Raw genomic sequence first — 21378 nt, 5'->3', positions numbered from 1 at the left:
AGGAGGAACACCCATGCTAAAGCAGCGTTCCGGGTGGCTGACGATCCTCCCAAGCGGCAGATGGTTCATTCAGCTACCACGGCAAACTCTGGCGAAACGCATACCAAAACCTCTCGTTGCCAGTCTTGGTCCGTTCTCTCATCAAAAACGGCTGCATACTGGCCTGCCCAGTCAGCAACCTGGCCGCATACGCACCCGGATTAACTGGAAGATGGTAAACAACTCCCTGAGGCTCGGTCCATTAATCGGAATCTTGACTGTGGGTGACGGCCCTGCATTTTTGGGAAATCGCGAAAACTTCAAGGATATCTCACAGTCAGGGACAAAATGGGGAGCGCTCGTGTACGTCTTTACCCCGCAAGGCATCAACTGGGAAAAAAAGAAGGTTCGCGGCTATTTGTACAATGCGCGGCAAAATCTGTGGCAGGAAGTGATTCTGCCGTTCCCCCATGTGGTGTACAATCGCATCCCCACCCGAAAAGCGGAGCAGCGCCCTGAAGTGCGCAAAACGCTTGCCCAGATCAAAGAAATGCCCAATGTCACCTTGTTCAACAGCTGTTTTTTTGATAAACAGGAGCTCTTCTCGATGCTGGAAGACAGCTCTACCGTAAAGGAATTTATGCCCGACACCAAAAAATTGGATACCCTGCCGCGCTTTCGCAGCTTCTGTTCAGAGCACCGCTTTGTCTACTTGAAGCCGGTTCGCGGAAAGGCTGGAGAAGGAATCATGCGCATTGAATTTAAAAATGATGCCTGGCGCCTCCAGAGATTGAAGGAACAAAAAGCAGTCACACGCCGCTTTGCCAATCTCGATCAAGTCTGGAAGCATGTCAAAGGCCATACAAGGCAGCAACAGTACATCATGCAGCAAGGAATCAAGCGGGCACGCTACCGCGGAAAGCCTTTTGATGTTCGGGTCCTCGTACAGAAAAACGGAGATGGCGAATGGAGCGTGACCGGCGTCGGCATCCGGCGTGCTGGGTCTCAAAGCATTACCACTCATGTTCCTCGTGGCGGTTCGATCCATTCCTTGTCATCCGTTCTACATGCTGTCTTCAAATCCGATCCAGAAAAAATGGAGTCGATGATTCATCAAACCGCTCTAAAGATCGCCGAGGTGCTCAATGTAAAGATTGAGAATTTGGCAGAAATGTCTATGGATCTGGGGCTGACTGATGAAGGGAAGCTGTGGTTTTTCGAAGCGAATGCAAAGCCCGAGAAATTCGACGAACCCTCTATTCGCCGCTTATCTCTATCCAATCTGATCCACTACGCTCAGTACGTATCTCGTCTGCAAAATGGGCGAGGGGTCCAAGCGGGGTAACTAGTTATGAAGCTGAAATATGTAATCTTGCCGCCGCAAGCTTTGGCTGAATCTCAAACCACGCTGGTTCGGTTTGCCCGTCAGGAGGGAGATCGGCGAATAACCAAGCACGCTATCGAATGGTTGACCCGCCTGACTCCCAAAATGCTATCCAAAAATGATACCAGCGTCGCTCTCGCCATGAACGGAAAACGGGTTGTCGGTTTGTTTGCTGTTTCCAGATGTGGTCTAGGGCACTCGTTTCTTGTCGTCGATAAAAGATACCGCAATCGCGGCATCGGAAAAGCGCTGACTGCGCACGTTTGCCAATGCTTGCCTAAGCTGTATGTGCGCGTAGCCCTCGACAACGAGGCGAGCCTCACTCTGTTTCGAGGAATGGGATTCGAGCCGGTCAAAGCAAGTATCGGGCCTACAGGAAAACCAACCTTGTGGCTTGCCTACGGTCTTTGGAGCCCTAGTGATTTACAGGAACATGCCGGATAGAGGGCCGGCATGTTCTTTTGTTTTCTTTTAAATTTGAATTCTCTTGTTTTGCCTACTCATGCATTACCTGGCCTTTCTTGGAAATCATACAAGTCAGGAGGTGGTCTTAGTCATGACCTACAACAATAACAACATCATGCAATCCCAACAACCAACAGTTTCCGGAGCAATGGGCTCTGCTGGAGCTATGTTCCAACCTGGCTTTGCCGGTACGAATGTACAAGAGGTACAGCATTGGAATCACGGTGGACAAGTACAGTCTTTAGGAACTGCTGCTCCTACATACGGTATGTCTTTTGGTGGCGGCATCGGCGGCGCACAATCCATTTTCTCACCTGGCTTTGCCGGAACAAACGTGCAAGAAGTGCGTCAGCTAAACTCTGGCTATCCGGCACAACAGCAACAAGGCGGCTACAGCCAAAACCAACCTCTTGGTTACATGCAAAATCAATACAGCGGCTATATCCAAGCTCAGCCGACTTACCAGCAAGCAAACTACGGAGCACAAGCAGGCTCCATCTTCTCTCCAGGCTTTGCGGGTACAAACGTACAAGAGGTGCAAGCACGTAACCATAGCGGTTATAACAACTACATCGGACAAGCTGGCTATTCCAATCAAGCAGGCAATACATCTGGCGGCAGCATTTTCTCCCCTGGCTTTGCAGGAACGAATGTCCAGGAAGTGCGCCAATTGAACCAAGGCGGCTTTGCTCCTACCCCTGTAATGAGCAGCGGATACAATACACAAGCTCAGCAACCACAACAGTATCAAAACCAGCTCGGGATGGGTGCACAATCCATGTTCTCTCCTGGTTTTGCGGGTACAAATACACAAGAAGTACGCCAGCTGAATGCTCCTGGCCAAATGGTGCAGCAAACAGGCTCCATCTTCCCAGGAACCTTCTAAAAAAGCCAAAAAGCGTGACCGTCTGCAAAATGACGGTCACGCTTTTTTATGGTGTTTGCTCATTTTTTGCTGTTTGTATGGCTTCGAATAATTGATGCAGGCAGTGCAAACTTTCCTGGTCAACCGTAAAAGAAATACCGTCAAACCAATAGGCGTCTTGCTGCACACAAGTCCATTCTCCAGCCTCACGGACGGCTTGCGTGGTTACGCATGCTTCTGTCTGATCCAATTGCGCTCGAACTGCGACATGGCGTTCCAAAATCGGGCGAAAACGCTCCAGCACGACTGCTTGTGCCGCGTCCTGTTTGGCTAGCCGATACAGCGCAAGCTCTATTTGCAGCCAGCAGGTCACGTAAAAATGAAACTCCAAAAAGAGTGTATGCAATGCCTGGCGCAGCTCGCGATCATCTTTGGTTGTCAGACTGCGCTCCCATGCTACATGGACCTCGCTCTTTTTCTCCTGAATCAAATCGTAATGGCTTACAGCGCCCCGGTAAAACTTGCGCACCACGTTGTACAGCATATCTGGCGTGCGCTGAGGCAGCCCATTGTGCCGGTTTGACACTTCCCGCATTTCCTCATTCGCCTCGTTTCCTGCACTCGTTTTTTCTATTGTACAACAATCAGGCGATGCGCTGTTTGCCAAAAGCCACTACTCCTTGCCGTTTTTCCAATATTCATAGGCGTGGATGGCCTGTCCCATAAAAGAGGAATATCCTTCTAGTGCCTTTGTTACCAGCTCGAGCTGACGATTCATTTCGCCTCGTCCTTCTTCATAGAAGGTGATAAAGTCTCCTTCATGACTCTCTTTGGTCTCAACGGCAACCACAAGCTTTTTGTCGATGCTTTGAGCGTACTTCATCTGATTTTCAACCAAACCAATGATCCCTTCAGCATGATCCCTGAATGCCATGAGTGTCGTATGATCCATCTGCTCCATCATCCAATGGGCAAACGGCTTGTCGGGCTGACCAGGAGTCGGAGTCTTGTCTAGCCAAGCAGCCAAGTCGACGCTTGCTTCCAGGTTTGTTTCATGCTTTGTCGCTTCCACAAACGCTTCGATATTTCCCATCCATTGACGGAGCACTGCTTCCTTTTTTTCACGCCAGACAGGCATGACATATGGCTCGATGTCGAGATGCACGCCGTGGAATTGCTCAGCTGAGGAGACCTCCTGGTTATAGGCTTTGACCCAGTTTACCAGCTTCAGGATTTTTCCTCTGCTCTCCGTCAAGGCCCAAATCGGATGCCCTCCCATTGCGTGAACTTCGATTCCAGCTGCTTTTGCCCCTCTCACAAAGTCTCGGTACATCGATATCGGCTGCTGCATGTCGATTCGCACATAAAGAAGATTCACATCATTTTCTTTTGCGAACGCAAGTATCTCATCCTTTTCCGTTCGGATCGTCTCCGCCCGCCATATGTACGTGCCCTTGTAGTGGTCACGATCGACCGGTGGCATATCCGCAGCTGCCTCCTTCCAATATCGGTAATCATGGATCGCAATCCCGCTGTAGGAAGGATGCTCCTCCAGATGCTCTGGCAAAAGCGCCAGCTGACGATTCATTTCTGTGACGCCTTCTTCTGCGAAGGAAACGTGGTCATTCATGTCTTTTTTTAAATTGACGGCTACAAGCACTCTTCGTCCCAGCTCATCCGCTTCGTGCATTTCCTGCTCGATCAAGGACAAGATGCCGTTTGAACCATTCAATGTATCGCGATACGCCATGATGCAAATCGTGTCAAATTGATCAATCATCCATTTGGATAGCGGCATGTCCGGATTGTCTGGAGTAGAAATGTCGTCCAGCCAAAAGGCAAGTGCGACGCTCGACGTTAGGCCCGTCTCGTCACGAACAGCTTCGGTGAAGGCTTCTACATTGGCTTGCCATTCCCGGATGACACGGTCTCTCTCCGTTTCCCACTGTGGAAGCAAATACGGCTCGATATCCAATTGAATTCCGCGAATCCGCTCCTTTGGCTCACTTTCCAGATTGTACTTTTTGACCCAGCCTACAATGTTCATCATCCGTTTCTGGTTGCTGGCAAAAGCCCACGCCGGGTGGCCAGCAACTGCATGGACCTCAATTCCTTGTGCAGTCGCTTCCCGAATAAAGGAACGGTAATAGTCGCTTGGCTTGTTCATATCAATTCGCAGGTAAATCAGATTGATTTCGTTTTGCTCGCAAAATTCAAGCACCTGCTGTTTATCCTGTCCAATGATTTCAGATTGCCAGATCCACGTGGCCTTGCTCTTCTTTTCCGCCGGGGAAAACCCGAACAGAAAGCCGAGCGATAGGCAGAGGACACTTAGGTAGATGCGCGCGGCTTTCATTCGTCACAGTTGCTCCTCTCGTTGGGTCACATGCTTCCAGCTCTCGTAATCATGGATAGCGCTTCCTGCAAACGCAGGATTCCCTGCTAATTCCTCCTGCAATATGACCAGCTGCTGCTTCATTTCTTGGGTACCTTCTTCGTGAAAGCTGACATTACCGCCCTCGGAGGATTCCAAAATATTGACGCCCACAATGACTGACGCCTTCTTTTCACTATTGGCAGCTGCTACTGTCTTTTCAACAATATCGACAATGCCGTTATGTCCCATGGCGTGATTGCGATAGGCCATCAATGTGATGCTGTCCAGTCTTTGGAGCATCCAGTTGCTGACCTTTTCCGAGTCACCTGGAACGGTCACGGTATCAATCCAGAAGGGGAGATCCGCACTTACCTGAAGCTTGCTATCCTCTTTGGTTTCCGCAATGAGATAGTCGACGTTTTTCAGCCATTGGTTCACAACCTTTTCCTGATCCTTTTTCCAATCTGGCAGCAAATACGGTTCGATGTCGACGTGAATCCCCGAAAATTGCTCGTCCACCTTTGCCATTTGGTTGTAGGCCTTGACCCAAGAAACCAGATCGCCAATGCTCTGGCGGTTGGCGGTATAGGCCCAATTAGGGTCGCCTCCAAGCGCTTCTACCTTGATATTTGCCTCGTTCGCTTTTTTAATGAAGGCTCGGTATGCCTGTGGCGAGACGCGTGTCGGCTCAATATGCAGATAGATCAGATTGATTTGATTGTCCTGGGCAAAGGAGACGATCTCCTCCGTTTGCGAAGAGATCAGCTTGGCATTCCAAATCCATGTAGCCGTCGTAAAGGAAGGGCGTTGGTTCGAATTCAAAAGCAGCATGGCGATCGAGGCTGTCAGGAATAATAACAGCCCGATCCAGAGCCATGAGTATCGTTTAATGACGCGCATCCGCCACTACCAGAGTCCCTTCGATCCTTGCCGCGCCGCCAACAGCCCGTAACTTGTTGCCCTTTTTTGCATCCCCGACAGAAGTAAACGGAGGAATCCTTGTAAAATCATCGACCGTTGTATCTGTTACCTCTACATGTGGTCCAATCTGGCAGCCTTCCCCGATCTGGGTATTCCCGCGCAATACGGTACCGGGGTAAATGACGGTATCCCGTCCAATTACCACATCGGCATCAATATATGTCGTCGCCGGGTCCATCATCGTTACGCCGTTTCGCATATGGCGCTCATTGATCCGTTTGCGCAAGAGCAGCTCCAGATGGGCAAGCTGCACCCGATCGTTGACGCCTGTACCCTCTGTAGGATCATCTGTCGCATACGCGCTGATGAGATTGCCTTGTTCTTGCAGCAGAGAGAGTACATCTGGCAAATAGTACTCCCCTTGCGCATTATCGTTCGTGACCTGTGGCAAAGTCTGGAACAGCTTTTGGTTATCAAAGCAAAAGATTCCTGTACTAATTTCACGAACCTTTCTTTGACCGAGCGTGGCATCTTTTTCTTCTACGATTCTTCTGACATCGCCGTTTTCATCACGAATGATCCTGCCGTAGCCAGTAGGGTCATCCACAATCGAGGTCAACACCGTTGCAGCAGCCTGCTTGCTTTGATGATGCTCGAGTAATTGGCGCAATGTTTCTGCTTTTACGAGTGGGGTGTCACCGTTTATAACGATTGTGATCCCTTCTTGATCTGCGAGAACATGATTTGCCATCCACACCGCATGCCCTGTACCCAGCTGCTCATGCTGATACGCATACTGGACGCGATTTCCCAGCTGTTCCTTAACGGCCTCTGCCCCGTGACCAATCACCACGACAAGATTATGTAAGGACAGGTCTTCCAAGAGCAGGGTCACATGCTCAATCATTGGCTTACCGCACACCGGGTGCATCACCTTGTACAAACTAGATTTCATCCGTGTTCCTTTTCCAGCTGCCAAAACGATTGCATGAATGTTCATCCTGTTGCCTCCGTCCTGCCCTGTTGTACCTGATTTTCAAGGTAGGGCTTCAATTCATATGTCAATGTGCTTATCATCATATCTACATCTATGTCTTTCCTCTGCACGCCCAGCTGATAGGCCTGAAGCATAATCTCCAGTAAAATCTCCTGATTCAACGTCCGATTCGAGGTGCTCATTTCATCGTGCCTCCTTTTTATGTGTACTCGTTACTTATGGACGTGCGTTTTTACTCAACTGTTACACTTTTTGCCAAATTACGAGGGCGATCCACATCATGTCCCAATGCTACAGACGTGTAATAAGCGATCAACTGGAGCGGAATGACGCTCAAAACCGGCGTTAACAGGGCATCAGTTACAGGAATCAGGCACACCTCATCTACTGAACGGTGCAATTCCATATTGTTGGCAAGAGCGATGCCGAGAACGACAGCGCCTCTCGCTTTCACTTCTGTAATGTTGCTGACCATTTTCTCGTACAGGTCGTCTTGGGTAGAAAGCGCGATAACACGCGTGCCCTCTTCGATTAAAGCGAGTGTCCCGTGCTTCAGCTCTCCGGCCGCATACGCCTCTGAATGAATGTAGGAGATTTCTTTCAGCTTCAGAGAGCCTTCCATGGAAACGGCGTAGTCCAAACCACGTCCCAGGAAGAACAACTGGCTTTCTTCTTTGATCGTTTCTGCGTACTGACGAATCTCGTCTGCGTGCGCGAGAATGGCTTCTACCTGATCAGGGAGCTTTTGCAGGGAAGAAATAATTGCCGCTCTCGCTTGCTGATCGATCGTCTCTTTTCCTTGGGCCAGGTACAAGCCTAGCAGGTAGAAGGCGATTAGCTGTGACGTATAGGCTTTGGTAGAAGCGACCGCGATTTCCGGTCCGGCATTTGTCGTGATCACATCATCCGCTTCGCGCGCAATCGAGCTACCGACTACGTTCGTGATGGCGACCACAGCGGAACCATTCCGTTTTGCTTCACGAAGTGCAGCGAGTGTATCCGCCGTTTCTCCTGACTGGCTGACAACAATCGTGAGTGTATTTTTTTGGAACAACGGTTTGCGATAACGAAACTCTGATGCGACATCGACCTCTACCGGAATATGAGCCAGTCTTTCTATTACCTGCTTGCCGATTACTCCGGCGTGATAGGCTGTACCGCACGCGACAATGTAGATTTTTTCAATCTTTTGCACGGCTTCTGTGGTCAGCTGCAGGGTAGGGAAAATGACCTTTTGCTCCACTTCATCGATACGACCAGTCATCGTATTGCGCAAAGCGCGTGGCTGCTCGTGAATCTCTTTGAGCATGTAGTGCGCATAGCCGTCTTTTTCCGCCTGTTCCTTGTCCCACTCAATTCGCACGAGATCACGCTCAATCGGCTCATTCGTATTCAGACTCATCACACTGACCGAATCTTTGGTCAATACCGCCAGATCATAGTCCTCCAGAACGTATACATCACGTGTATGCTCCAAAACGGCTGGGATATCAGAGCCGATGAAGTTTTCACCAGCTCCTACCCCAATGATTAACGGGCTCGCCACACGGACAGCAATCAGCTTATCTGGCTCATGCTCCGACATGACGCCCAGCGCAAAAGCTCCGCGAATCTTCGTTGCTACCTTTTGTACAGTGGAGACCAGATTCCCATCATAATTTTCCGAGAGCAGGTGCACGATTACCTCTGTATCTGTCTCAGAAGTGAACACGATACCTCGCTCTTTCAATTCTTCCTTTAGCTCCAGATAGTTTTCGATAATCCCGTTGTGCACAATGGAAAATTTGCCTGTTTGATCAAAATGGGGATGGGAGTTTTCATCAGATGGCCGTCCATGGGTGGCCCATCGTGTATGACCGATCCCGATTGATCCTTGCAAACGTGATTTACTTGTCTGCTCCTCGAGTACATCGATCCGCCCCTTTGCCTTGCTGATCGTGATATTTGAACCGTCGCAGATGGCGATACCCGCTGAATCGTAGCCACGGTATTCCAGCTTTTTCAATCCGTTGATTAAGATCGGCTGTGCCTCTCTATAGCCGATATATCCCATGATTCCGCACATATATTTCTTCCTCCCTCTTTCACGCTTTCCATGCACTGCTCGCGTTTGTTTTACGCGAGCATGCTAACGATTTCTTTTTCCTGACGAATCGCTACGGATGTACCGATCCGGTACACATTCGGATTGGTAATTCCGTCGAACGCATTGCGCGTGTCGATGATCGAGACACCTAAATCAGCCAGCTCCTGGTAGTTGAAGGAACGGTGATTTGTAATTAGCACCATGCAATCGTATGTTTTAAACACTTCGTAATCGTTGGCAATCGAATGGACGACCTCGCCCTTTTTATTCAAAAAGCTTTGCGCGTGCGGATCGTAATAGTCCACAGTCGCTCCGTTTTTCGTAAACAGCTCGTAAATCTCCAATCCCGGCGATTCCCGCAGATCATCAATATCCGGCTTGTACGCCATTCCCAAAATCAGAATCCGGGAGCTGTTAATCGCTTTGGCATTGATATTCAATACCTGACCGGTTTTGTTCAGCACATAGTCCGGCATGTTATCGTTGATAGATTGGGCAATTTCAATAAATTGGCTGTGGAACTTAAAGCCCTTTGCTTTCCACGACAGATACATCGGATCGAGCGGTATGCAATGCCCACCGATCCCAGGTCCCGGATAAAACGGCATGAACCCGAAAGGCTTGGTCGATGCGGCCTTGATTACTTCCCAAACATTGATGCCCATTCTGTCACACATCATCGCCATTTCATTCATAAAGGCGATATTGACACTGCGAAACGTGTTTTCCAGCAGCTTCGACATTTCTGCTACCTTTGGCGTGGAGACCGGAACGACTGTTTTTACAAGATTGCCGTACAGAAGCTTACCTAGCTCTATGCAGCGCTCAGTCGTGCCGCCAATAATTTTGGGGGTATTGTAGGTGGAATACATCCGATTCCCTGGATCGACTCGCTCTGGTGAGTAGCAGAGGAAAAAGTCTACACCCGCACGATAGCCGAGGTTCTCAAACTCCCTTTGGATCAATTCCTCGGTGGTTCCCGGATACGTCGTGCTCTCCAGCGTGATCAAGAGTCCGTTTTTCATGTATTTTTTAAGCTGGTCTACTACATTCGTGATATAGGAAGTATCCGGGTCCTGATTCGGGCTGAGCGGAGTCGGAACGCAGATGCTGATCGCATCCAGCTCCTCAATCACGCTATAATCTGTTGTTGGATGAAAGCGATTGGTTTCGAGGCATTCCTGCAGCGTTTCATCAGAAATATCCTGGACGTATGAAATGCCCGCTTTCAAGCTCTCGATTTTGCCGCTATGCAGGTCAACCCCGATGACGGTATAGCCGCTTTTGATTGTTTCTACCGCAAGCGGCAACCCCACATATCCCAAACCAATAACGCCGACTTTTGCAGTCTTTTCTTGAATTTTTTGAAGCAGCTCCTCGTATCTACCCATCCTCGCTTCTCTCCCTTTCTCTTTATGAAATTAACCGTCTCACTCTAGCTTCTAGTTCAATAGGTGAGAAAGGCTTGGTAATATAATCAGCGGCCCCTAGCGCAAACGACTTTTGCACATCTTCCTCCAGTCGTTTGTCTGTGAGCACCACAATTTTGCTCATTGTTGAAGCTTCGTGATGTTTGATTTTCTCCATGAGCTGATAACCATTGAGTATTGGCAAATTCAGATCGGTAATGACGAGGTCCGGGGTCCATTCGCGATATTTCTCCATCCCGTCATTGGCTACTGTCACCATGTAGCCTTTTCGCTCCAAATAGATGCGCAAAAACTCATTTACGTGCTCATCGTGATTTACAAGCAGAATGCGCGCTTGCTCTTCGGCGTCGGCACTATTTCGCTGATCGTAAATTTTGATCTCGCCATAGCCTTCCAGATCCTTGATCTCCTGCATCATCCGCATAAACAATTGACCAGACGATGCAGAGCTTTCCGGAAAGCTCGCGATGAGCAAACTACCGGACAACAGCTGACTCTCTTGCAAATAATCCTTTACCCGCAGAGCGAAAAAATGAGTATCGGCAAGATTATGCTGTTCGACCATAATGCCTAACAGGTTTTTGGTCTTGTCATAGGCAAAATGGACTTCTCCTGAATCGGTCTCTTTTGGAGAAAAATCTCTTTTGATTGCCTCCAATGATTCCTTGGAGAGGTTCTTGCAAGCGACAAGAATAACCCCACATGCCGACTGACTGGCCTCCATGTTCGTGAGAAGCTGGTAAAAAACCGGTACGAGATTACTCATCCTCTTGCCTCCAAACTCGAAATGTTTTTGTTCTCCGCCTTCCAGCTTTTTCGGGTCATCGTCCCCCACGAATTATTGTTGCGCAAATACTCGATGTGACCGAGGAATCTCCAGATGACACCGATCTGCCGGTAACCGAAGAACATTAAAATGGTATAGAAAAGCATTTTAACGATGTCCTTGAAGCGTGGATAACGTCGGAATGCGATTTCTTCAAGCAATAGGGAACCAATTCCCAAAAGTACGCCGTACAACAAATTGAGCAGGCCGTAAATCAGCAGTACATGGGCATTCGTCATGTCAAGCAGCGTATAGCCGATGAGAGCGAGCAGCCCTGTGATTCGGAAATACGGATTGAGTGTCTCGAACAAAATGTTGAATGGCAGCGTGAGCATCCCGAATACCTTGTACTTTGGACGAAGTACCATGTTTTTGCCGTACTCAATCATATTTTTCAGATTACCCCGGCCCCAACGGCGTCGCTGACTGCCCAAAATTCGGAACGAGTCAGGAGCCTGCGTCCAGCAAACCGCATCCGGGCAAAAGGCAACACGATACGGCAGATTGTTTTCCAGCATGTATTTGTGCAGCTTGATGATGATGTTCATGTCCTCACCAGGGTAGCCTTCGCGGTATCCGCCGACTTTAACTACATAATCTTTGCGGAATACACCGAATGCGCCGGATACGATAATCAAGCCATTAATCGCACTCCACCCGATTCTCCCCCCAAGGAACGCCTTGAGGTATTCAACAGACTGCATCATTGGCAAAAACTTGTCAGGTAATCTGATATCACTGACCACACCGTCTTCAATTTTGCAGCCATTGGCGATCCGGATATCGCCGCCAATCGCGACAGTCTCTTCTGGATTTTCCATATACACCTTAGCAATTCGAATCAGCGCATCTTTTTCCAAAAGGGAATCTGCATCAATCGAAGCAATCAACGGGTAGTGAGACAGATTAATTCCGGCGTTGAGTGAGTCTGCCTTTCCGCCATTGCCTTTGTCGATCAGATACAGATTTGGAAAAGCCGGGTTGTGATAAATCCCTCTGATCTTTGATGTTTGCAGCACCGGCTGCATCGGCATATGCTCGGAAGAAGTCAGCTGGAACTCCTCAATCAGTACCTGCAGTGTATCGTCCTTTGAACCATCATTGACGACGATCACTTCGTACTTCGGGTAATTAAGTGAGAGCAGCGAGCGTACATTCTCGATAATCGTCAGCTCTTCATTGTAGGCTGGTACCAGAATCGAGATCGGCGGCACATGCCGCGAGCCCGACAGCGACTGGAACCTCGAGTAGACCGAGCTTTTCAAAATGCCCATGATGCTTTTAAAAGAAAACATCATGATGATGAAATACAGCGAGTTAATCGCAATCACGTAATAGACAGCGAAAACTCCGTAGTATAGTAAAAATTCTCTCATGACAGCCTCCCTTCCACTTATCTCTCCAGCGCGGCAACAGTGGAAATCGTTTTTCGATAGGATTTGTGATAGAGGTGCAGCTTTTGGTTATACTGCAGCTGCTTTTCTACATCCTGCGTTGCTGCTGCCTGTTGCTTGCCTTTTTCCAATTCTTCCTGGATCACTTGATGAGCCATCTGCAGCTTATTGCCCATCCTCTCTTCACGCAAAATCTCACATAAAGCAGCAAAACCGTCGACTTCAAGCGCAGTCAAGCTGTAGGCACTGTGATGACGTACCCACCAGCTGGAATCACCTACAGCCGATTTCAGCATCGGGATGTATTCCACGAGTCCCAACTCACCCACGGCTCTGGCCATCATGGCACGAATTTCCCAATCATTGTGATTCATGAACGCTTTTACGCGCTGGTCGGTCAAATATCGCACATCCTGGCAAACCAGCTTCACTGCTTTGATGCGGATGTCTTTGTCCTCAGATTCGATGAGCTTGGTAAAGGGCTGACTCGATGCCAGGCTGGCTCTGGGACTGAGCCAAGAAGCCAATTAGCCCGATTTTGACCAAGTCTGTGTTTTCCTCCCGTAAAAAGGAGGCGAACAACGGCTCTGTATCGATTTGCGAATCGCTCAAAATATCAACGATAAGCTCGTGGAAGTTTTTCTTGTATCTGACCAAAAACAGAACCAATTCGCGAAGATCGCCTGTATCCCGTGCGCATCTGGCAATCGAGCGAGCGATTATAAAGATGCTCGGATCGTAGCTGCTCTTTTCAAGCAGCTGGAGCAGATCAGGGAGTGCCTCTTTGGAACGCATCATTCCCAAATTGTAAGCTGCGTCCACCCGTGTCCACTTCCACGCTCCCTTCAGCCGTTTGCGGTCTAGTTCGACCAAGCCCAAATCCTCGCAGAGCCAAATGAGCTTTTGTCGATGAATACCTGTAAAGAGTTCCATCAGCTCAAACAGCTTTTTTTGCATGATTTGCTTTTCGCTCTTTGTTACTTCGCCGTGAGGCACTTTGAGACGCTTTTCCTCCTCACCGTGCGCTTGCAAATAAACGAAGTAGTCGCGGTATTTTTCCTGACAAAGTCGGGCTTTTTTATCTGCGCTGCTATTTCTTATTTTTAGCGCGAACAACACGGCGAGCCCAACGATCATCACTGCGCAAAGCGCGTACAGAAAAAGAACGGCGGTCGTGAGTGGTGTTTCCACATTTGTCACTCTCCTCTCCCCTTATGGCTGACTATCTGTAGCGGTCGATGTCTCGATCTCGCTGAATGCTTTTTGCAAAATGGAGTAGCTTTGTTTTTTCCGTTCGTGATAGCCCACCTGCTCCCACGTCGGCCATGTGTACACCGGCAGCTTGGAGACAGGATAGAGAGCATCACCTTGTGTATTTCCGATTGTGGATTGTCCTTTTTCATCGACGATCCATGGCAATAGGCGAATTCCCTTTGTCGTTTCCGTAAGAAAGGCCTTTGGTTCCTCTCGGTAGCTCATGACTTGCAAGGAGCTCGGATCAGTAAAACCGAGAAGCATCCACGGAATGCGCAGCTCCACAATCTTGCCTTTTACCTGCCAGGACGCCAAGGAGTTGTAGGCGGGGTCATTCGCGTCTGTCGTTCCGCGAATCAGATTTCCTACAACGACCTCCTCCATCGGGTGGTACTGCTTGCTGTCCGGCGGCTCCATTTCCAGACCGACAGCGAGCTTCCATGGCGAAAACACTCCAGAATCATCCTTCATTTCCGATTCCTTCAGCTTTATCATTCCATACCTTTTTCCGTATAGACGGGTGTGGAAATCATAGTTGGAAGCAATGCGGATGTCGCTCTCTTTTCCAAGCTGAATCAGTGTCTCCAAGCCTTCATCGAGCTTGGTGCTTGCCAGCGGCGGTCCATGCTTGTTTCCGCCCGGAGTAGTGTCGACTCCGATGTAGAGCTTTTCTGACTCTGGGTGAAATTCTTTCTGCAACTGGGCCATGATGTACACGTAGCCCTCATCGTGCGTCATCCAAAGCTCGTCGACACCCGGGATTTTGACGTCGAGACGCTTTTTGTCTTCTGGCGCGAGCTTATCCCAGTCTGCTCTGTCTCCATCAATCGAAAGCACGTCTTCTTTATTCGGGTGCATCCCCAAAATGCCAAACAAGGATTCGTTTGTGAGGACGTTGAGCCAGAACGAACGGCGATCCTCCGGAAGCTCAAATCGCATCGTATTCCACGTCTTTTTGAACCATTCATCCTGCCACACAAACACGATGCCACCGGCGTAGCCTTCCTCGTGGATCTCTTTCATCAGTGCTGCGTCGATTTCGCCTTGTTCAGCTTCCGTATGACCACCCTGATTGCGCCCCAGATTTCCCAGATGCGCTGTCCCGACTGATGCGGGAACACCGAATTCAGTTACCATAATCGGCATGTTTTTGTGGTGAGCTTTCAGCAGGCGCAAGTACCCTTTGTACGTGTCAATCTGTCCCGCGTCATTCTTTACTTTTTGCAGGTTCGTATCGTAGCGGAACAAATCAGGGTAATACGGGTACACGTGGTATGAAGCAAAATATCCTGCGTCCCATTTTGTCGGCTCAATATGAGTCGGATCTACGCTAACCAAGTCTTCGTGAAACATCGGCTCACCTGGATGAGAGAGCGGGTCGGTCGTTACCCAGTTGGTAAAGGTCATCGGATGCTGCCAGCCCTGCTTGCTCTCTTCCTGTGCCACAGTGTCTACCACTTCAGCCAACCAGCTTTCAAACGGACTCGCTTTGGATGTCGCTTGAAAATGTGCTCCCTGGTAAGGCTTCGTTTGCTTGTGCAGCTGATTTGTTTTTTGCACCATGACAGGGTCCCACTCCGTCCCTGTATGCCAGCCGATGAGATATGGACCGGCATTTGCCCGGTATTTTCCGCTTGCCTTTCCCGGTTTTTCCGGCAGCGTGATATCACCATAGACAGCACCTACCGCATCTCGAATTTCCTGATGAAACTGCTCACGAATCTCCGGCAAATACGCGTCCTTCTTTTCGATAAGCAGCTCTTCCGGACTCCAGATTCCTTGCATCAAATAAAGCGGATCACCAGCTTTCTTTTTGTTGTAGTCAACCAATGCCTCGTAAAATGCCGGGGGATGAATCGTATAAACACGAATCACATTTGCCCCCATCTCGTCGATCATCGCAAACCAGCGGGTGTAATCCTCTTTGGTAATAGGCAGCTCACCTGGGTAATGGCCTGGCAAGGACGCTCCCAGATTCACTCCTTTTGCAAAGAAAGGCTGCCACTTCTGATTTTGATAGATTTCGATATGGTCACCACTTGTACGAAATTTCAATTGAACACCAGTCGTCGTTTCCATGCTTTCTACACGGTCGGCATCCCAATACCACCATAGGGCGCTGATGCCTAAAACCATTAGAAGGGAGAGGCTAATCCATCCTGCACGGCTTTTCTTTTTTCGTTCCAATTCCCGTCAACCTCCGTTTGCGTTGCCACGAGCTATTGAACTTTTGGACGAATAGGCTGGTTACTCGCCCAAACGTCATAGTCATTGTAAACATAGGGAGCAAAGGGTTCCCATAGACGAAAATCACTATTGTGACTTTGTCCGTTTTGTCATGAAAATGTAAAGGAAGGTGGGATTAGCCTCTAATGACCTACGTTTTTTGGCGCGAAGTCCTGCAACCTGCCCTGCCATCTGTCCCAGCTTTTTTCGTCACTAGGTACATTTGCTCGAGCTCGTTTTTTCCTTTCTGGCTGTAAAAATGGGAGGTTGCTACTATTTGGAAAACTTTTTATTTTGCCGATATCGGTCAAAATTTACGAAAATGAAATATTGGGGGGAGGTACGACGGTTAACACAAAAAAGCATTCCAATCGCATTACTGCCATTGGAATGTCTTTTCAGCGCACATTTAGCTACCTATGTTATAAAAACTGACAGTCTCTGCTCCGATCAGTCGATTAGATACTAAAGTCTACTTCCAAGAGCATGCGTAATGTTCAACAGACTGTTATTATGCTAGATATGTATGATTTGAATAGTGTAAAATGCTTTACGTTAACTAAGCCAGTCTGTTTAAACGCGAAGAGAGGAAAAGGTGAAACACTGTGAAAGCGAATCGGATGGAAGCGTTCAGCGATGGCGTACTCGCGATTATCATTACAATCATGGTGCTGGAATTTAAAGTGCCTGAAGGCCATGACTGGTATGCGCTGATTGCGCTAGGCCCAAAAATTTTAAGCTACATCTTCAGTTTTGTTTATATCGGCATTTACTGGAATAATCATCATCATCTACTGCACATGGTTCGAACGATGAACGGGCGTTTGATGTGGCTCAATTTGCTGCTTCTTTTCTGGTTATCACTCGTACCGTTCACAACAGCTTGGATGGGTGAAAGCTCTTTTGCTGCCACACCAACAGCGCTGTACGGTATTATTTTACTGCTCGCGGCGTTCTCGTACTGGCTGCTTCAGCGCGCGATTATTAGCCAGCATCCTGCCGATTCCTCATTTGTTCTGGCGATGGGCAGAAACTTGAAGGGGAAATTATCTCCCGTGCTCTACTTGATCGCTGCTTTGACCGCATATGTGAGTCCTTGGATATCCGGCTTCTTTTTCCTGCTTGTTGCAGTGCTCTGGTTCTTACCGGATAAGCGAATCGAGCATGCCCTGCGAGGCACGTAGTTGAAAAAGGACACCCCCAACAGTCTGCACGAGACTTTTGGAGGTGTCCTTTTTCACTAATCGATTATATCTGTTTGCTTACCTTACAGGGTTTTCATTCCTGGCTTCCAGTTCGCTGGGCACAGACCACCTGCTTGGAGTGCTTGCAGAATACGGGACGTTTCTTCTACGCTACGACCTACATTCATGTCTGTTACAACCTGGTAGCGCAGGATACCTTCTGGATCGATGATGAACAGACCGCGGTGAGCTGCACCTGCTTCTTCATCGAGAATTCCGTATGCACGAGCAACATCCTTGTTATAGTCACTAGCCAGCGGGAAGTTTACGTCGCCAATACCGTTTTGGTCGCGAGGTGTTTTGATCCATGCACGGTGCGTGTGCACGCTGTCTGTAGACACACCAAGAACTTCGCAATCGAGGTCATGGAACTCTTCTACATTGTCACTGAAGGAGGTTACTTCTGTTGGGCATACAAATGTGAAGTCAAATGGCCAGAAGAACAGGATCAGCCATTTGCCTTTATAGTCAGCCAGAGATACACGCTCTTCCAGCGTCTCCAGGTTTTTGGTAGAAAGCATATTGAAATCCGGTGCAGGTTTTCCTACTTGCAGTTGAACCATTTGCTGTGTTGTCATAGTTGTCCTCTCCCTTTCTGTTACTAAATTATTGAGCTGCTGTTTCTTCCAAAGCTGCCAGCGCCTTTTTGATTCGGTTTGGATTAAAGCCCAGAATTTGCTTTTCTCCAATCACCGTCAGTGGAACCGACATAACTCCCAAGCGGCTTAGCTCTTGGCCGTACTCTTCTTTCTCATCGATGTTGCGCTCTTCGAAAGCGATGTTTTGCTCAGTCAAATATGTCTTCAATTGCTTGCAAAAGCTGCAGTTAGTGCTGGAATATACGATTGCTTGTGCCATGTGAATTTCTCTCCTTTAAATGATCAGCTTATTTGTATTGTGGAACAATTTTGGAGCGCTTGTTGATGTATCTGTCTACAGCCATGGCTGCAATCGCTCCATCTGCGGCTGCTACGACAGCCTGCTTCACTGGTGTTTTGCGTACTTCTCCAGCTCCAAACACGCCTGGAACAGAAGATTGCATGAATTCATCCAATATCATAAAGCCTTCATCGTCTAAGGGAACCTGTCCGTCGAGGAAATCTGTGCCCGGCTTGCTGCCAGACAGGAATACGAACACGCCGTCTACTGAAAGCACTTCTTCATTACCTTCCGCTGTGCGGAGGCGAAGTCCTTCAACAGAGCTGTTACCGATGATTTCAAGTGGGCGGGTACGGAATTTAATCTCTGTATTTGGCAGCTCGGGAGTACCTTCTACACCTTGCAGCTCAGCGCGCGGAACCAGGAAGGTAATCTTATCTGTGAATTTGGTCAAAGCGTGTGCTTCTTCCAATGCTTCCTCTGTATCACCGATGACAGCAACGTGCTTGCCTTCATAAAAAGCCCCATCACATGTAGCGCATGTGCTCACTCCGCGTCCCAATAGCTCCTCTTCACCTGGGAGCATGCGGTTGCGTCCTTTGGCACCGGTCGCAACAATCACTGCTTTTGCTTCAAAAGTGCCATGTGCGGTAAATACGGCTTTCTCTTCATCCTCCACATCAACTGCCGAAATCGTGGTCTGGATAAATTCAGCGCCGAAGCTCTCCGCTTGTCTGCGCATTTTATCCAGCAGCTCTTTTCCGGTCATCTCGCCTTCCACGCCAGGGTAGTTGGCAATTTTATGAGTCAAGGCAAGAGCACCTGTACCTGGCGCTTTATCAATCACGAGCGTCTTCAAATTTCCCCGTGCTGTATAGATGGCAGCGGATGCACCTGCTGGGCCTCCACCGATAATGATCACATCATACATGCTGGCTCCCCCTTTCCAATTATCAATTTATAATTATTATCAACTAGGAACACTTCTCATTTTACAAGATACAAGATAAAAGTCAATATCTTTTTATAATGATTTTAAATAACAATTGTTATGTAAAACATCTTTGACATTTCATCACGCGTGACGTACGCTAATAATGTAAAACATCTTTTACATATTGAGGTATTGCCATGGAAAATAAGATCCGTCAACTGCGCAAACAACTCGGCATCTCGCAAGATGATTTAGCCAAGGCCTGCCACGTTTCTCGCCAGACGATCAACGCAATTGAAAACAACAAGTACGACCCCAGCCTAAAGCTCGCCTTTTTGCTGGCACACAAGCTGGCTGTATCTGTAGACGAGCTATTTCACTTTGAGGAGGAAGTATAGATGAAAAGAACAACCCGTCAATGGGGTGCTGCGATTTTTGGAGCTGCCGCTGCAATCATCGTCGGATTTACCATCTACAAATGGATCGCGGGAGATACGGTCGGCTTCAATGAGATTATATCCTGCGCCATTGTCCTCACCTCCCTGCTCTCCGCTATTACGTGGGGAAGCCGTGAAGAAGGAGATGGTCCCGCTCAGGATGATGAGCTCGGCCAACACATCACCCACAAAAGCGCTAAAATCAGCTATTTTGTCATCCTGGTCCTTCTCTTGCTCGCGCTTGTTGCAGACAAATGGATATTTGGCAGAGAAAATATGACACTGCTTTTGGTATTTGCCCTCTCCATGATTGTGCTGCCACTGACGGAATGGATCGTGTCCAAACAATATCGCTGAGCCACAGCTTCCCATACATGCCTTTTTGCATACCAAAAGAGCCAGGCTTACGAGGACCTGGCTCCCAAAAAAACTACTTTTCGTATAAAAGATCAAACAACCGAACCATATTCCCAAACTTACCGGATGCTGCCAGCGCCTCACGCTCCGAAATTATTTGCTTGTGCTCCTTGGAGTTGATTACGGTACCGGAGCTTTGCAGCAGGCTGGTAACTGGTTTCTTTTGCGTGATCAATAAAGGAATTTGCTTGAGCATCGCGAGAATCGACTGTTTCAGCTTCTCGTATTGCCCCGGGTGCGACATCCCCAGTGCATAATGCTCCTCCAGGACAGCGTCCATGAATCGAAAGTCATACACTTTCAGCGAATTCAACGATTTAATACATACTTCGATAACAGGGTGCTTCTCCTGAAACAAGAGCATATTCCTTTTTTCCTCCTGCGCTCTGTCAGCAGTAATCGGATGTTCCTGATGATAGCGGCTTAACGTCGGATCAACTACAAATTGTGCCCCAGAGCGGTAGAGCCTATAAGCGAATTCCGTATCCTCCAATCCCCAGCCTTGAAAAGTCTCATCATAGCCGCCAATTTTATCGATCACTTTCTTTTTAAATGAGAGATTGGAACCAAAACACGCTAGCCAGATGAGACGACTATTTTCGTAACGTCCCTCCAGTTGCTCCAGAAGATTGTAGGAATATGGTTCCGGTACGGAAAAGGTTCGCAGACGCGAGCTGCTCTTCACATCTTTTTCATCCAGAAGCTGCACGGGCTTTTTCAATTTTTTCAGGTACTCAGCCAGCTTTATGTCCTGCAAATTCAGCTTCAGCCTTTTTTCCATCCGATTTCGAACAGCTGAGCTATTTTCTGCCAACGAGCAAATCTCATTTAGTTGTGTGGCATTGAAGCCTGGGAATAGATACGAATACGCCTTGTTTTTGTTCTTCCCAATGACCACGACCGAATCCTTCTTCTGATGATGCCGATAATGCTTTTTGACGTAATCCGGCTCCACGAGCATTTCCGCATCCAGTAAAATGATAATACTCCCTTGTGCCATGGCTAGCCCTACATTTCGCGTACGCGACAGTCCCAAGTTCTTTTTGTTGCGAACGTAGCGAAACGGATATTTGGGTCGATAATCCTTCAATTGAGCCGTATTGTCAGTAGATGCGTCATCTATAAAAATGACCTCCATCTTGGATAGGTCAAATGCCTGGTTTTCCAGTGCTTGCAGGGTAAGCAAATTGTAAGGGTGACGATTATGGGACGGGATGATGACACTAACTTCAATCGCCATTACTAAGGGCCTCCTTTCACAAA

22 protein-coding genes are annotated in these 21378 nt (G+C 48.4%); 6 read left to right on the top strand and 16 right to left on the bottom strand.

The annotated features are described in order from the left end of the window. The first annotated feature begins 13 nt into the window (after positions 1 to 13). The 3 genes from C3B52_RS14975 (at position 14) to C3B52_RS14965 (ending at position 2714) form a co-directional block, all read left to right on the top strand. Complete coding sequence (locus C3B52_RS14975) at positions 14 to 1324, top strand: YheC/YheD family endospore coat-associated protein (RefSeq protein WP_103107041.1); 1311 nt, start codon at positions 14 to 16, stop codon at positions 1322 to 1324. A 6-nt stretch (positions 1325 to 1330) separates the two neighbouring features. Further along, entirely contained in the window at positions 1331 to 1807 is a 477-nt protein-coding gene (locus C3B52_RS14970; RefSeq protein WP_103107039.1) for a GNAT family N-acetyltransferase, read from the top strand. 112 nt (positions 1808 to 1919) lie between these two features. After that, positions 1920 to 2714 (top strand): hypothetical protein, encoded by a 795-nt coding sequence (locus C3B52_RS14965; RefSeq protein WP_103107037.1) that lies wholly within the window; start codon positions 1920 to 1922, stop codon positions 2712 to 2714. Positions 2715 to 2760: 46 nt separating this feature from the next. On the opposite strand, the gene C3B52_RS14960 is transcribed toward C3B52_RS14965, so the two are convergent. The 12 genes from C3B52_RS14960 to C3B52_RS14910 form a co-directional block, all read right to left on the bottom strand. Then, on the bottom strand, positions 2761 to 3288 hold the full coding sequence (locus tag C3B52_RS14960) for a hypothetical protein (protein ID WP_103107255.1): 528 nt from the start codon (positions 3286 to 3288) through the stop codon (positions 2761 to 2763). Between the two features lie 78 nt (positions 3289 to 3366). Continuing rightward, positions 3367 to 5049, bottom strand: a complete 1683-nt coding sequence (locus C3B52_RS14955) for a hypothetical protein (protein WP_103107035.1) — start codon at positions 5047 to 5049, stop codon at positions 3367 to 3369. 3 nt (positions 5050 to 5052) lie between these two features. Continuing rightward, positions 5053 to 5970 (bottom strand): hypothetical protein, encoded by a 918-nt coding sequence (locus C3B52_RS14950; protein WP_103107033.1) that lies wholly within the window; start codon positions 5968 to 5970, stop codon positions 5053 to 5055. After that, a complete protein-coding gene (glmU, locus tag C3B52_RS14945) occupies positions 5957 to 6991 on the bottom strand; it encodes a bifunctional UDP-N-acetylglucosamine diphosphorylase/glucosamine-1-phosphate N-acetyltransferase GlmU (RefSeq protein WP_103107031.1) in 1035 nt (344 codons plus the stop codon). The genes C3B52_RS14950 and glmU overlap by 14 nt, the downstream gene beginning before the upstream one ends. Beyond that, complete coding sequence (locus C3B52_RS14940; protein ID WP_103107029.1) at positions 6988 to 7170, bottom strand: hypothetical protein; 183 nt, start codon at positions 7168 to 7170, stop codon at positions 6988 to 6990. Before C3B52_RS14940 ends, glmU begins: the two co-directional genes overlap by 4 nt. 50 nt (positions 7171 to 7220) lie before the next feature. Continuing rightward, the gene (glmS, locus tag C3B52_RS14935; RefSeq protein ID WP_103107027.1) at positions 7221 to 9053 is read right to left on the bottom strand and encodes a glutamine--fructose-6-phosphate transaminase (isomerizing); all 1833 of its coding nucleotides are present in this window, start codon (positions 9051 to 9053) and stop codon (positions 7221 to 7223) included. 50 nt (positions 9054 to 9103) lie between these two features. Continuing rightward, the gene (locus C3B52_RS14930) at positions 9104 to 10465 is read right to left on the bottom strand and encodes a nucleotide sugar dehydrogenase (RefSeq protein ID WP_103107025.1); all 1362 of its coding nucleotides are present in this window, start codon (positions 10463 to 10465) and stop codon (positions 9104 to 9106) included. Between the two features lie 22 nt (positions 10466 to 10487). Continuing rightward, positions 10488 to 11270: a response regulator transcription factor gene (locus C3B52_RS14925; RefSeq protein WP_103107023.1), complete on the bottom strand. Its 783-nt coding sequence runs from the start codon at positions 11268 to 11270 to the stop codon at positions 10488 to 10490. Then, positions 11267 to 12706 carry a glycosyltransferase family 2 protein gene (locus C3B52_RS14920; RefSeq protein ID WP_103107021.1) on the bottom strand — a complete coding sequence of 480 codons (1440 nt, stop codon included), beginning with the start codon at positions 12704 to 12706 and terminating at the stop codon, positions 11267 to 11269. Before C3B52_RS14920 ends, C3B52_RS14925 begins: the two co-directional genes overlap by 4 nt. A 17-nt stretch (positions 12707 to 12723) precedes the next feature. After that, a complete protein-coding gene (locus C3B52_RS37325) occupies positions 12724 to 13125 on the bottom strand; it encodes a HEAT repeat domain-containing protein (protein WP_235615721.1) in 402 nt (133 codons plus the stop codon). A 55-nt stretch (positions 13126 to 13180) separates the two neighbouring features. Beyond that, positions 13181 to 13924, bottom strand: coding sequence for a hypothetical protein (locus C3B52_RS37320; RefSeq protein ID WP_235615720.1), 744 nt, complete (start codon positions 13922 to 13924; stop codon positions 13181 to 13183). A gap of 12 nt (positions 13925 to 13936) precedes the next feature. Next, positions 13937 to 16165: a hypothetical protein gene (locus tag C3B52_RS14910; protein ID WP_103107019.1), complete on the bottom strand. Its 2229-nt coding sequence runs from the start codon at positions 16163 to 16165 to the stop codon at positions 13937 to 13939. A gap of 644 nt (positions 16166 to 16809) precedes the next feature. On the opposite strand from C3B52_RS14910, the gene C3B52_RS14905 reads away from it, so the two are divergent. Next, positions 16810 to 17388 carry a TMEM175 family protein gene (locus C3B52_RS14905; protein ID WP_103107017.1) on the top strand — a complete coding sequence of 193 codons (579 nt, stop codon included), beginning with the start codon at positions 16810 to 16812 and terminating at the stop codon, positions 17386 to 17388. Between the two features lie 83 nt (positions 17389 to 17471). Here the strand turns inward: C3B52_RS14905 and C3B52_RS14900 are convergent, their stop codons facing one another. Genes C3B52_RS14900 through C3B52_RS14890 form a run of 3 tightly spaced genes read right to left on the bottom strand, consistent with a single transcriptional unit; the run spans position 17472 to position 19258 of the window. After that, positions 17472 to 18026: a peroxiredoxin gene (locus C3B52_RS14900; RefSeq protein ID WP_103107015.1), complete on the bottom strand. Its 555-nt coding sequence runs from the start codon at positions 18024 to 18026 to the stop codon at positions 17472 to 17474. A gap of 28 nt (positions 18027 to 18054) precedes the next feature. Then, entirely contained in the window at positions 18055 to 18306 is a 252-nt protein-coding gene (locus C3B52_RS14895; protein WP_103107013.1) for a glutaredoxin family protein, read from the bottom strand. A gap of 28 nt (positions 18307 to 18334) precedes the next feature. Next, positions 18335 to 19258, bottom strand: coding sequence for an NAD(P)/FAD-dependent oxidoreductase (locus tag C3B52_RS14890; RefSeq protein WP_103107011.1), 924 nt, complete (start codon positions 19256 to 19258; stop codon positions 18335 to 18337). A gap of 200 nt (positions 19259 to 19458) precedes the next feature. Between C3B52_RS14890 and C3B52_RS14885 the strand changes: the two genes are divergently transcribed. Beyond that, positions 19459 to 19659, top strand: coding sequence for a helix-turn-helix transcriptional regulator (locus tag C3B52_RS14885; protein WP_103107009.1), 201 nt, complete (start codon positions 19459 to 19461; stop codon positions 19657 to 19659). Next, entirely contained in the window at positions 19660 to 20055 is a 396-nt protein-coding gene (locus tag C3B52_RS14880; protein WP_103107007.1) for a hypothetical protein, read from the top strand. 73 nt (positions 20056 to 20128) lie between these two features. On the opposite strand, the gene C3B52_RS14875 is transcribed toward C3B52_RS14880, so the two are convergent. Next, positions 20129 to 21355, bottom strand: coding sequence for a glycosyltransferase family 2 protein (locus C3B52_RS14875; RefSeq protein ID WP_164684790.1), 1227 nt, complete (start codon positions 21353 to 21355; stop codon positions 20129 to 20131). Between the last annotated feature and the right edge of the window lie 23 nt (positions 21356 to 21378).

Origin of the sequence: Brevibacillus reuszeri (assembly GCF_002897295.1) — a bacterium.
In the GTDB taxonomy this organism is placed as follows: Bacteria; Bacillota; Bacilli; order Brevibacillales; family Brevibacillaceae; genus Brevibacillus; species Brevibacillus reuszeri_A.
Note: the sequence above shows the minus strand (reverse complement) of the source record. Positions and strands in the feature narration are given on the sequence as shown.